The sequence below is a fragment of the Aeromonas salmonicida subsp. salmonicida genome, from assembly GCF_001643305.1.
In the GTDB taxonomy this organism is placed as follows: Bacteria; Pseudomonadota; Gammaproteobacteria; order Enterobacterales; family Aeromonadaceae; genus Aeromonas; species Aeromonas salmonicida.
Genome location: NZ_LSGW01000078.1, coordinates 1 through 12586, shown reverse-complemented (window position 1 = coordinate 12586; position 12586 = coordinate 1). Strand labels below are relative to the sequence as shown.

General features: G+C 58.6%; 13 protein-coding genes. 7 read left to right on the top strand and 6 right to left on the bottom strand.

Going from position 1 to position 12586, the window contains the following annotated elements:
- Positions 1-258 precede the first annotated feature (258 nt).
- From cra to AXW79_RS14320, 4 genes are all read left to right on the top strand, one after another.
- Complete coding sequence (gene cra, locus AXW79_RS14335) at positions 259-1245, top strand: catabolite repressor/activator (protein WP_005315482.1); 987 nt, start codon at positions 259-261, stop codon at positions 1243-1245.
- 332 nt (positions 1246-1577) lie between these two features.
- A complete protein-coding gene (locus tag AXW79_RS14330; protein ID WP_005315480.1) occupies positions 1578-2771 on the top strand; it encodes an aromatic amino acid transport family protein in 1194 nt (397 codons plus the stop codon).
- Between the two features lie 267 nt (positions 2772-3038).
- Positions 3039-3443, top strand: a complete 405-nt coding sequence (locus AXW79_RS14325) for an MbcA/ParS/Xre antitoxin family protein (protein WP_005315478.1) — start codon at positions 3039-3041, stop codon at positions 3441-3443.
- Positions 3443-4132, top strand: a complete 690-nt coding sequence (locus tag AXW79_RS14320) for an RES family NAD+ phosphorylase (RefSeq protein ID WP_005315475.1) — start codon at positions 3443-3445, stop codon at positions 4130-4132. The genes AXW79_RS14325 and AXW79_RS14320 overlap by 1 nt, the downstream gene beginning before the upstream one ends.
- A 112-nt stretch (positions 4133-4244) precedes the next feature.
- Here the strand turns inward: AXW79_RS14320 and AXW79_RS14315 are convergent, their stop codons facing one another.
- A complete protein-coding gene (locus tag AXW79_RS14315; protein ID WP_005315472.1) occupies positions 4245-5648 on the bottom strand; it encodes a DEAD/DEAH box helicase in 1404 nt (467 codons plus the stop codon).
- Positions 5649-5971: 323 nt separating this feature from the next.
- Between AXW79_RS14315 and AXW79_RS14310 the strand changes: the two genes are divergently transcribed.
- The gene (locus AXW79_RS14310) at positions 5972-6814 is read left to right on the top strand and encodes a substrate-binding periplasmic protein (RefSeq protein WP_005315470.1); all 843 of its coding nucleotides are present in this window, start codon (positions 5972-5974) and stop codon (positions 6812-6814) included.
- A 120-nt stretch (positions 6815-6934) separates the two neighbouring features.
- Here AXW79_RS14310 and aroC read toward each other — a convergent pair whose 3' ends face one another.
- Together aroC and prmB are read right to left on the bottom strand one after the other, a co-directional pair.
- Positions 6935-8023, bottom strand: coding sequence for a chorismate synthase (gene aroC / locus AXW79_RS14305; protein WP_005315468.1), 1089 nt, complete (start codon positions 8021-8023; stop codon positions 6935-6937).
- A 12-nt stretch (positions 8024-8035) separates the two neighbouring features.
- A complete protein-coding gene (gene prmB / locus AXW79_RS14300) occupies positions 8036-8971 on the bottom strand; it encodes a 50S ribosomal protein L3 N(5)-glutamine methyltransferase (protein ID WP_005315466.1) in 936 nt (311 codons plus the stop codon).
- Between the two features lie 82 nt (positions 8972-9053).
- Between prmB and smrB the strand changes: the two genes are divergently transcribed.
- A complete protein-coding gene (gene smrB, locus AXW79_RS14295; protein ID WP_005315464.1) occupies positions 9054-9578 on the top strand; it encodes an endonuclease SmrB in 525 nt (174 codons plus the stop codon).
- A gap of 153 nt (positions 9579-9731) precedes the next feature.
- Positions 9732-11030 carry a sensor domain-containing diguanylate cyclase gene (locus AXW79_RS14290; RefSeq protein ID WP_005315461.1) on the top strand — a complete coding sequence of 433 codons (1299 nt, stop codon included), beginning with the start codon at positions 9732-9734 and terminating at the stop codon, positions 11028-11030.
- Between the two features lie 55 nt (positions 11031-11085).
- Here AXW79_RS14290 and AXW79_RS14285 read toward each other — a convergent pair whose 3' ends face one another.
- The 3 genes from AXW79_RS14285 to AXW79_RS14275 all read right to left on the bottom strand — a co-directional run bounded on the left by AXW79_RS14285 (position 11086) and on the right by AXW79_RS14275 (position 12434).
- Entirely contained in the window at positions 11086-11370 is a 285-nt protein-coding gene (locus AXW79_RS14285) for a class I SAM-dependent methyltransferase (protein WP_005315459.1), read from the bottom strand.
- Between the two features lie 21 nt (positions 11371-11391).
- Positions 11392-11790: a GFA family protein gene (locus tag AXW79_RS14280; protein WP_011898674.1), complete on the bottom strand. Its 399-nt coding sequence runs from the start codon at positions 11788-11790 to the stop codon at positions 11392-11394.
- Between the two features lie 272 nt (positions 11791-12062).
- Entirely contained in the window at positions 12063-12434 is a 372-nt protein-coding gene (locus AXW79_RS14275; protein WP_005315454.1) for a VOC family protein, read from the bottom strand.
- Positions 12435-12586 lie beyond the last annotated feature (152 nt).

Genomic DNA, 12586 nt, shown 5'->3' with positions numbered 1-12586 from the left:
TACAATTGAAAATTCGGGTAATTTGCCTGCTGACAATAGACCGGATTGCATCCCGCCGGAGTGGTATCGCATTTTTATACCCGGACATCGATTGCCTGCTGACAAGCTGAATCGTTTCACTTACACTCAGACTGAATCGTTTCAGCCAATTGATCAAGTACCCGCAAAGAGTGCTTTTCAATGATATGATCCCGCGCACACTTTTCGGTGCCCTCACCTGGCAGTGACCGTGGGCCTTGCAACTCAAACAGAGCCGATATGATGAAACTGGATGAAATCGCCGCCCTCGCCGGTGTCTCGCGCACCACGGCCAGCTATGTGATCAATGGCAAGGCCGATCAATGCCGCATCAGTCAGGCAACCCGTGACAAAGTGATGGCGGTGGTGACCGCCCACAACTACCAACCTGACAGCCGCGCCGCCTCCCTCCGTGGCGGCCAAACCAAGACCCTCGGCTTTATCCTGCCCGACCTCGAGAACGCCAGTTATGCCAAACTCGCCAAGCGCCTCGAACAAGGGGCCCGAGCCCAAGGTTATCAACTGCTGATCGTCTGCTCGGAAGATGAACCCGCCACCGAGAAAGAACTGGCCGAGATGCTGGCCAGTCGCCATGTGGATGCCCTGCTGGTGGCCAGTTGCCTGCCGCCGGACGACCCCTTCTATCCGCGCCAGCAGGCGCGCGGCATCCATGTGCTGGCCATCGACCGGGCCATGGCCGTCGACAAGTTCGTGACCGTCGCTAGTGAAAACCAGAAGGCGAGCTTTGATCTCACCGCCTCCCTGCTCACCCCGGCGCTCAAGCACATCGCCTTGATCACCGCGCTGCCAGCACTCACGATCAGTCAGGAACGAAAAGCGGGCTTCGAGCAGGCTGTCGCCAGCCACACCACGGCCCGTCACCTGTGCGAAGGAGCACATTTCTCCCGTGTCGAGGGCTATCGCCTGATCAAGGGACTTCACCAGCAACTCGGCCAGCTGCCCGAAGCACTGGTTGCCACCTCTTACATATTGATGGAGGGGGTGCTGGATTATTTGCTGGAACAAGAGACCGACATGAGCCAGCTCGCCATGGCCACCTTCGGCGACGATCGCCTGCTCGATTTCCTCCCCTTTGGCATCAACTCCCTGCCCCAGCAACACGATGCACTGGCCAGCCAGGCGCTGGAGCTCGCCCTCAAGGCCATCAATGGCGAGTACCAATGCGGGCTGCATTACGTGAGCCGGACCCTCAAGCGCCGACGCTAAGCAACCCCCTCACGCGCTGGCGGCGACCGCCATCTTCGCCAGCGCGTTTTCCATCCATTGGCTTGCCAGCCCTTTTCACTCCCCAGCACATAGTTTTGTCATCTTTTATTTCCACCTATTGCGCCCTTCCAGTACAAAATCCGCCTTTACAGGCTTGTTTCCACTATTTTGATCCGTTAACTTGGCAACCAACTTTTACAACCAACGGGTTTTTCGTAACGATGCGTCCACTCCGATATTGCTAGCCTCCGGTTTCAACCCCGGAGGCGTCTTGATGACACCGCCACTTTCACTCTTTATGAACACGCAGTTTCTCGATCCGGATGGACACAATGAACACCAAAACCCTGGGTTGTACCCTATTGATTGCCGGCACCACCATAGGCGCCGGCATGCTGGCCCTGCCGCTGGCCTCCTCATCTCTGGGTGGCCCCGCCACTTTGCTGCTGATGATAGGGCTCTGGGCCCTGATGGCCTTCACCGCCATGTTGCAGGTAGAAGCCAGCCTCAACACCGGCAAGTGGTACCTGCACCAGCTGGCGGATCACCTGCTCGGCCCCTGGGGCAAGGGCATCGCCTCTTTTTGTATCCTGATGCTGTTTTACTCCCTGGCCTCCGCCTACATCAGTGGCGGCAGCAGCCTGCTGGCCCAGGCGCTGGACGATGCGGGCATGACCATTAGCCAGGAGCAGGCAGCCTGGGCCTTTACCTTGCTGTTCGGTGGCATGGTCTGCGTCGGTACCCGCTCGGTGGATTACCTCAATCGACTGATGTTTACCGTCAAACTGGTGATCATGGTGGCGGTACTGGGGCTGCTGCTGCCCCGCGCAGAAGGACAACACCTGCTCTCCCTGCCGCTCGGCCAGGGGTTGCTGCTGGCAGGCTTGCCCGTCATCTTCACCTCGTTCGGCTTTCACGGCTCCATCCCGAGCGTCATGCTCTATCTGGGGGATTGCCCCAAGCAGCTGCGCCGGGTCTTTGTCTGGGGCTCCGCCCTGCCGCTCATCCTCTACGTGCTGTGGCAAGTGGCCATTTTGGGGCTGCTCGGTCAGCAAACCCTGATCCAGACCGGCGGGGCGCTCGACAGCCTCCTGGCCAGCGTCGGCAATCTGGTGAGCTGGCCTGCGTTTAATCAGGCGATGCACCTGTTTGCCGATCTGGCGTTGGCGACCTCTTTCCTCGGCGTGACCCTTGGGCTGTTTGATTTCATGGCCAAAGTGACTCGTCGCAAGGACAACTGGCAAGGCCGCAGCCAGACCGGGCTTATCACCTTCGTGCCGCCCCTGTTGTTTGCCCTCTACTTCCCGCAAGGCTTCATCATGGCACTGGGCTACGCCGCCATTGCACTGGCGATCCTCGCGGTACTGCTGCCGGTCACCCTGGTGTGGCAGAGCCGCAAACAGGCAGAGGCGCACCACTACCGCGCCCCGGGTGGCGTACTGGCCCTGGGCCTTGCAGGTGCCATGGGGGTGCTGATCGTCGGCGTACAGGTGAGTGTCAGCCTGGGATTACTGCCAGCTCTGTAACCCTCGCCCCATGATGGATAACGAAAGCCCTGCCAACCCAGTTGGCGGGGCTTTTTGCCAGCAGAAGTACAGTAAAACCCAATGATGACTCCTTATCGTGGTCGGTATCACTTAGCCCCGTAATGCCGCTCTCTTCAGCACACACATCGACGTACATACTCATCACCAACCACGCAAATATGTACATATATGTACAAGTCTTCTACACTGAATGCAGATAAACCCTTCACGCCCTCTTATCCGGCGTGAACAATACAAGGAGGAGATATGGCCGCAACAGCACAAAAGGCAATGAAAGAAGGCGCCATAGACCCCAGCAAGGCGCTGCCTGTGGTATTCCGCATCCTGGACAAGTGGCAGTGCAACACAGATGAACAACTGACACTGCTCGGCATTTCATCTCGTTCAACATTGAACAAATACAAGGAGTCAAACGGCGGGATCCGTCTCAGTGTGGATATGCAGGAGCGAATGAGCTACCTCCTCAACATCCACAAAAGCCTGAGGGTGCTGTTCAGCGCCGATGACAGCATCTATGGCTGGGTACGCAAGCCCAACAGCCACCCCTTCTTTGCCGGTCGCAGCGCGATGGAGATCATGAAGGGTGGTCGGGTGGCCGATCTCTATGAAGTGGCGACCCGATTGCACGCCTGGCGCGGGGGTATGGCCTGATGCAGGAGCCACCACTGACCCCATTCCAGGGAGAGCGGGCCTACCGGATCATTCCGAGCCGCTACCCCACTATCTGTGTCTATGAAGATGTGGCCAATGCAGACGAACTGGAGGCGGTATGGGCCATGGAGGCACTGACCAACGACAGGTTGCGGGAGGAGGCGGGAGACTTGTCTCGCGTCCCCAGGGCCGATTGGCTGGTGGGCTTGCACGGGGGCAGCTATGTGATGGCCGCCTTTACCCATATCAATCCGGAAGGGGCCCGTTTTACCACGGGCGATTTCGGTGGTTATTACTGTGCACCTCTGCTCGATACCGCCGTCAAGGAGACTGTCTACCATCAGGAGCGGATCTTCGGCTACACCGGAGAACCAGCCCAGAAAGTGCAGATGCGGGTGCTCTGTGCCGAGTTCAGTGCCAATCTGGTCGATATCACAGGGGACGCATTTCTCTCCACCCCTCTCTATCACGCCACCAGCTATAGCCAGTCTCAAGTCTTTGCCCTGGAGCAGAAAACCCGGGGGGTGGATGGCATCCACTACCGCTCGGTGCGTCACAGCGGCCACAATTGCCATGTACTCTACCGCCCCTGTCTCATTACCCGGATCCATCAGGCCCAGCATCTGGAGTACCACTGGAATGGCAGTGCCATCGCCAATGTGCTGGAGATCAAGCTGTATGGGGAGTGATATCGAGACGAAACGCGGCAATAAACTGCCCGCCAGAAATGACAAAAGCCCTGCCGGATTGGCAGGGCTTTTTACATCAACCGATGCAGAGTGAGGGTGTCCCCTCACCTGCTTACTGGTTGTGGGTAGCGCGACGGGGGCGACGAGCCTGGGCCGGTTTGCCAGTAGCATCAACCGGACGCTGCGCACCTTGCGGTTTGGGCTTGCCACTGTTGCCGGTGCGAGCACCGCCAGCGTTGCCACCATTGGCAGAGCGACCTGCGCCCTGACGCTGGCCTTGACCTTGCGGACGTGGCGCTGCACGGCGCGGCTCGCTCGGGTCACGAGGCTCTTTGCGCAGGGGCGCGCCGATACCACGGGCAATGTTGTCCAGGGTTTCGCGGGAGGCTTCAAAACCAGCCACCTGCTCGCACGGTATGTTCTGCTTGGTCAGACGCTCGATCGCCTTGATAAGCTTGCCTTCATCGGCAGCGACCAGAGAGATGGCATGACCGGCAGCACCGGCACGACCGGTACGGCCGATGCGGTGAACATAGTCTTCCGCCACATTGGGCAGCTCGAAGTTTACCACTTGCGGCAACTTGTCGATGTCCAGACCGCGGGCAGCGATATCGGTCGCCACCAGCACCTTGACGTTACCATCCTTGAAACCGGCCAGGGCACGGGTACGGGCACCCTGGCTCTTGTTACCGTGGATGGCGGCGGCGCTGACGCCGTTCTTGTCGAGGGTCTCGGCAACACGGTTGGCCATGTGCTTGGTACGGGTGAAGACCAGTACCTGCTGCCAGTCATTGCTGGTGACCAGATGGCTCAGCAGACCTATCTTGTTGGCCTTGTCGCACGGGTGCACCAGCTGCTCGATACGCTCGGCCGTGCTGTTGCGCGGCGCCACTTCGATAACTGCCGGATTGTTGAGCAGGCCGGTGGCCAACTCGCGGATCTCTTCGGCGAAGGTCGCGGAGAAGAGCAGGTTCTGACGCTGCTTGGGCATCAGGGCCAGGATCTTGCGGATATCGCGGATAAAACCCATGTCGAGCATGCGATCCGCTTCGTCCAGCACCAGTATTTCGACTTCGTCGAACTTGACGGCATTCTGGTTGTAGAGATCCATCAGGCGGCCCGGGCAGGCCACCAGCACGTCCAGACCACGGCGAGTCGCCATCATCTGCGGATTGATGCTGACGCCGCCAAACACTACATGGCTGCGCATCGGCAAATGCTTGCCGTAATTGCGCACGCTCTCGCCCACCTGGGCAGCCAGCTCACGGGTCGGGGTCAGTACCAGAGCGCGAATACGGTTCGGAGAAACCTTGCGCTTGCTCTCCATCAGACGCTGCAGCATCGGCAGGGTAAAGCCTGCGGTCTTGCCAGTCCCTGTTTGGGCCGCCGCCATCAGGTCGCGGCCAGCCAGAACGGCGGGGATCGCTTGCAGCTGAATGGGAGACGGGGTGTCGTAGCCTTGCTCGGCAACGGCACGCAACAAGGGTTCGGCCAGACCGAGGGAAGAAAAACTCATAATTACCTGCTAGGGATAGTGGCGCCGGGGATTTGTGGTGGGGCTCCTCTGCTGAGCCGATGCCATCTCACAAGAACTGGGCCTATTGAGAAAACAACGATTTCCCCGGGGAGCAGAGCAAAGGGGAAAGAATAGAGGCGCAGTCTAACGGAGTTGCTGTGGATAAACGAGAAAAATGTGATATTCATCCCAGCACAAACCCAAAAAGTGGGTCAGCGTCCTATTCAGCCCGCCCACCTCAGAACTCATTCGAATCAAGCTATGCTGGATGCCAGATAAGATGCGACCATCATCTCAGTACCGGAACAAGGAGGTTCAGGCTCATGGCAGTTCATATCACACGCATCCACAGGGCATGGCGACCCGTTGCCCTGCTGCTCATAGCCCTGGGGGCAAGTCTGCCCCTTGGCGCCAAGCCCCCTTTGACGGTCGCCTGGAATCACTGGCCCCCTTTTAGCTACATCAATCCACAAGGCACCCTGGATGGGCTGGACGTCACCCTGACCCGCCAGATCCTCAGGCAAGCGGGGCTGGAGACGCGTTTTCGCAATCTGCCCTGGGCCCGCGCCCTGCATCTTATCGAGCTGCAGCAGCTGGACTTGGCCATGGGAGCGCTCGATACGCCGGAGCGACGCCAGTTCGCGCGCTTCTCTGTCCCCTACCGGCGCAGCACCTTCGTGCTCTTGAGCAACAACCCCATACCGGGCCATGCCAATCCCTGGCTGCGTATCCAGAGCCTCCCCGACTTGTGCCAGCAGACAGCGCTACGCCTGGGCAAGCTGCGCGGCACCCGCCCTACCCAGCAAATGGAGGACTGCCCAGCCCTCAAGAGCGCCACCGAATACAACGCCGACGACAGGTTGATCGATCTGTTGCTGGCCCGCCGGCTGGACGGGGTCATCATGGAGTGGCAATACGCACGCTATCGCCTGACACAGCTGGGGGCCGAGAAGGTTATCAGCTGTCAGTTGTTGCTGCACCACCAGCCAGTCAGCCTGATGTTTGCCAAAGAGGCAGTAAGCGAGGCCGAGATAGCTCGAGTCAATGAGGCCATCGCCACCCTGCCCCCGCCAAACATTCGCTTTGCCCCGCCTCCCTGTCGCTTTGGCAATCCAGAGGGCGAAGCAATCCCTCGACCAGCATCTGCACAACCCCAGCCAAGCTGACAGTCGCTAAGCATTAAACGCAAACCAATAAAGAAGGCGACCCTGAGGTCGCCTTCTTGCTCTGTTATTGACAGTGCTTCTTGATCTTGCCCTGGATCAGCCGGGCATTCGAAAAACCGATCAGCGCAACTGCGGCGTCTGGGTCATCACACCCTGATTCTGGGCACGATGGCGCAGCAGGTGATCCATCAACACCAGCGCCAGCATGGCTTCGGCGATGGGTACGGCGCGAATGCCGACACAAGGATCGTGGCGCCCCTTGGTGATCATCTCTATGGCTTCGCCTTCGGTATTGATGGTCTTGCCCGGCACGGTAATGCTGGAGGTAGGCTTGAGCGCCATGCTCACCACTATGTCCTGACCCGACGAGATACCGCCCAGAATGCCACCCGCATGGTTGCTGGCAAAGCCGGCCGGGGTCATCTCGTCGCGATGTTCGGAGCCTTTTTGCTCAACCACCGCAAAGCCATCGCCTATCTCCACCCCTTTCACCGCATTGATGCCCATCATGGCGTGGGCAATGTCGGCGTCGAGGCGATCGAAGACAGGCTCGCCGAGGCCTACAGGCACCTTGGTCGCGATGACCTGTACCTTGGCACCGACACTGTTGCCCTCTTTTTTCAGATCGCGCATGTACTGATCGAGCTCTTCCAGCTTGCCCGCATCGGGGAAGAAGAAGGGGTTCTGCTCAATTTGCGCCGCGTCAAAGCCTTCCGCCTTGATGGGGCCGAGCTGGGAGAGAAAGCCGGTGATCTCGATGCCATGCATCTGCTTGAGGTACTTCTTGGCAATGGCACCCGCCGCCACCCGCATGGCAGTTTCACGGGCGGAGGAGCGACCGCCCCCCCTATAATCCCGCTGACCATATTTCTGGTGGTAGGTGTAATCCGCATGGCCCGGACGAAACACGTCCTTGATGTCGGAGTAATCCTTGGAACGCTGATCGGTATTCTCGATAAGCAGCCCGATGGATGTGCCCGTGGTTCTGCCCTCGAACACACCGGAGAGGATCTTCACCTCATCCGGCTCACGCCGCGGCGTTGTGTAGCGGGAAGTACCCGGCTTGCGCCGATCCAGGTCTATCTGCAGATCCGCTTCGCTTATCTCGAGTCCGGGCGGGCAACCATCGACCACGGCGCCCAGCGCCAGGCCATGGCTCTCGCCAAAGGTGGTGACCCGAAAGAGTTGGCCAAAACTGTTCCCTGCCATGAGTGCTCCTGCTTAGCTCTTGTAAATCGCGAAATGATCCTGGTACTGCTCCAGTTCCGCCTTGGTCATCACGAACACGCCGTGACCGCCGTTCTCGAACTCGACCCAGGTAAAGGGCACTTCCGGGAACTGGGCTTCCAGGTGGATCATGCTATTGCCCACCTCGACCACCAGCACGCCGTCATCCTTGAGGAAGTCTGCTGCATTGGCCAGCAGACGCTTGGTGAGCTTGAGGCCGTCGGAACCTGAAGCGAGCGCCAGTTCCGGCTCGTGACGAAACTCCTGTGGCAAGTCCGACATGTCTTCGGAGTCCACATAGGGCGGGTTGGAGACGATGAGATCGTATTTGTCACCCACCGGCAGATCACGCATCAGATCGGAGCGGATCGGGATGACCTGCTGCTCCAGACCGTGATCGGTGATGTTGCGCTCGGCCACGTTCAGTGCATCCACGCTGATGTCGATGGCGTCCACTTCCGCATCCGGGAATTCATGGGCCATGATGATGGCGATGCAACCTGAACCGGTACAGAGATCCATGATCCGGGTCGGTTCATGCTTGAGGAAGGGGGCGAAGCGGTTGGCCACCATCTCGGCAATCGGCGAACGGGGAATGAGTACCCGCTCATCCACGTAGAACTCCCAACCGGCATACCAGGCCTTGTTGGTCAGGTAGGCGGCCGGCACGCGTTCTTGCACGCGGCGAATGATGAGTTCGGCGATGCGATGACGCTCGCTGGTGGTCAGACGGGAGTGGCGCATGCCCGGATCCACGTCAGGCGGCAGATGTAGCGCGGGCAGTACCAGCTGCACGGCCTCATCCCAGGCGTTGTCCGTACCATGTCCGTAGAAGATCCCGGCGTCGTTGAAACGACTCATGGCCCAGCGCAACATGTCCTGGATGGTGTGCATCTCGGCAACCACCTCATCGATAAATATCTTGTCCAAATCCACCTCCAAGTCGAGTAATATCCGGCCCGAGCACCCACTGTATAGCGGGCAAGACGCATACCTGACAAATGAGCCTCTGATGAAAAAAACTCCCTCACCGACGATCGAGGAAAGCCTGCTGTTTCGCGATGCTGTCAAAGGTACCCGGAAAATTAAGCAAGATACCATAAGGGCCGACCTGCGCCCGGTCAAGCAGAAACGCGAACTGCGGGAAAGCCGCGAAAAGCTTGGGGTTGGCCACTTTTTCAGCGACGAGTACCAGCCCCATCTCGATGAGGATGGCCCGACCCGTTACGTACGTGACGATGTGTCAAAATTCGAGCTGAAAAAGCTCAAACGCGGCATCTATCCGCCGGAGATTTATCTGGATCTGCACGGCATGAACCAGAATCAGGCAAAACAGGAGCTGGCCGCCCTGCTCACCCTCTGCCAGAAAGAGAACATCCATGTCGCCTCCGTGATGCACGGCATCGGCAAACACATCCTCAAGCAGCGGATCCCGAGCTGGCTGGCCCAGCACCCCAATGTGCGCGCCTTCCATCAAGCCCCCCGTGAATGGGGCGGCGACAGCGCCATCCTGGTGCTGCTGGACATAGAGGAATAGCGCTCGCTTCTCGACAAGCTGCCGTTGCCGTCTTGGTGACGTCAGCAAGGCATCCGGCCTCCACCTTCACATCAAAGCTCCATATGCCTCCCGCAACGAGTAAATCGGCAGCACTATACTGAATATCAATGTGTTATTCGTCATGGAGGTTGCATGTTTACAAAGGGTTCTCATGCCGAGATCAAATCATCTCTCGATGCCATCGGTGCGGCGGTGGCGGTGTTTTCCCTGGATGCGGATGATCGCTTCATTCTGGTCTCGGCCAACGATACCTTTGCCCAGGCATTCGAGCTGGATGTGCCGGGCACCATAGGCAAACGACTCAACGAGATGTTTCCCCGCTACATCACCGGCAGCATAGAGCAGCCGATGCATGACTGTGTCAGCCAGCAAACCGGGCTGGAGAGCGAGCTTCCCATCGATACTCTGTCACGTACCAGCTGGTGGCGTTTCATCCTCTCCCCCATCATCATTCCCGAACAGTCCCGGATCACCCGCATCATAGTCACCGCCATCGACATCACGGCCAAAAAGCAGCTGGAAGATGCACTTAAAATGAGTCGAAAGCGTTTCGAAGCCGTGGTGAATTCGGCCTATGACGGCATCATCAGCGTCAGCAGCGAATCCCGTATCGAGCTCATCAATACCGCCGCCTGCGAGATGTTCGGGGTCGATGAGAGCTATGTGGGCAAACGGCTGGAAACCCTGTTGCCCCTGCGCTTTCGCTCCAACCACGAGAGCTATTTCAGAGCCTTCAGCAACTCCCCCATCAACTCGCGCCCCATGCACGCCCGCGCCTCCGTCATGGGTCTGCGCCGCGATGGCAGCGAATTTCCGCAGGAAGTGACCATCGCCAAGATCAATCTGGGCCAAACCACTGAGATGACCGCCATACTGCGGGACATTTCGGAGCGGGCCCGTCTGGTGGAAGAGCTGAAAGTGGCGGCCACCACGGATCCCCTGACCGGGATCGCCAACCGGCGCCGCTTCGATGAGCTGGTCAAGCAGGAAGTGCAGCGCTGCCAGCGTTTCGGCCATACCATGAGTCTGCTGCTGCTCGACATCGATCACTTCAAGCAAGTCAACGACACACACGGCCATCAGCAAGGGGATCAGGCGATCCTCAGTCTGGTGAGGCGTATTGCCAAGCAACTGCGGGAGGTGGACATACTGGGCCGCTGGGGTGGCGAGGAGTTCATCATCTTGCTGCCGGAAACCTCGCTGGATCTGGCCTGGGCCAGTGCAGAGCGGATCCGGCTAGCCATAGCGTCAGAGAGCCACCCATTGGGCGCCGACATCGAGATCCCGCTTACCGTCAGTATCGGCATCAGCGCCAGTCAAGGCCCACAAGATAACGTCGACAACATGGTGCGCCGGGCCGATACAGCGCTCTATCTGGCCAAAAAACAGGGGCGAAACTGCTGCATCAAAGAGGCAACTGAGCAGCCGTAAGCCGGAATGTGACCACACCAAAGACTCCCCGCGTCAGACCTGAATGATGCTAAATTCAGGTCTGACGCAGCAGCACAGCTAACCGGACCTTGTCCCGCCCACCACTGGAGAGGATCAGCCCACCTGCACCTGCCAGCACCTCACACGCTTTTTGCAACAAGGGTTGATGCGCAGCTCTTGGCAGATGAAACAGTGAATCCCAGATAACCACCCCATCGAAAGGCCCTGCGGGTTGATCATTTTCAATACCTGCCTCGATCCAGACCTGCTCAGGGAAGTCCTGCCGAGCCTGCACCAATGAGGTGGCTGAGTGATCCGCACCCGGCACGTCATAACACATGAGCTGATCAAGAAGGCGACATCATGGCTTGGGCGCAAACTGCTCGAACACCTGCTGGCCGGTCAGGGTGGGCGTCTCGTTCTTCAACTCGTAAAAGTCAGGCTTCTCATCGATGAAGATCTGGCTCGTTAGCTGGAACCTTTCCATCTGGAAAAGACCGGCTGGCACTATGTACTCATCCGTCGGCAGCAGATGATAGAAGAGGTGAGTGCCGCAGGTGGGGCAAAATCCGCGCTCCGCCCACTCCGATGATCGATAGGCGACAGGGGCGATCCCGGTGAAGCGCACGTCCGCACCGCAATGCACCGCAAACAGCGGTCCACCCGACCAGCGCCGGCAGGTGGTGCAGTGGCAGAGATTGACCTCCTGGTGATCTCCGGTCGACACAACGATGCCACCGCACAAACAATGTCCTTGCATAACGCCTCCCTAACAAGATGGATCCAAGCCGTTCTTCGGCCAAATTTAGCATCAGATGAGTACCATACCTGTCACGCCCTCGCCATTAACTGCCTCACAAAACGCGGCACGGATCCGGCATATTCACCGCATCTGGGGTGGCGGCGCCTCTATACTGTCAGCCAAAGAGGGACACGCTCGCCACGTCCTGCTCTTCACCCATCCCCCCGCAAACATTTCTTGAAGCACACTTATCCAGTGTCCTGAATGCAATCCGCCATTCAGCCATTGCATCAGCGCCTGGCAGTTTCCTGCAGGGCGATCCGGTTGCCCTCGGGATCCTGGAATTCCGCCACCCTGATGGTGTCACCAACCCGGGTAACGGGATACAGACGTTGGGCACCGGCCAGCAAGGCGCTCGCCATCACCTGCTCGATATCGGCCACCGCCAGATAAATCCGCGTACCATCCAGGCTCGGAACATACGTCTCTCCCCTGACCAACGCACCGGAACACCCCTCACCCCCTTCCGAGAGCGGGAATAACGCCATTTCGTTGCCATCTATCTCGGCTCGCTCGAACGTGATGCCAAATACGCGAGAGTAGAACCCGATGGCTCGTGTCATATCTGTCACCGGAATTTCAAAATGCATGGCGATATTCATTGTGTCCCCCTCCTTGTTTATCCCGTTTCTGCCAGCGCATCATCAATCTAAATAGCTGTTCCGAATAGTAGCTCACCGGAGGAAGGGACCTCAGTCCAGTTTGTGCGATCTCATTAGTCGCCAAACAAAACAAGACACACCCACAGGACTGA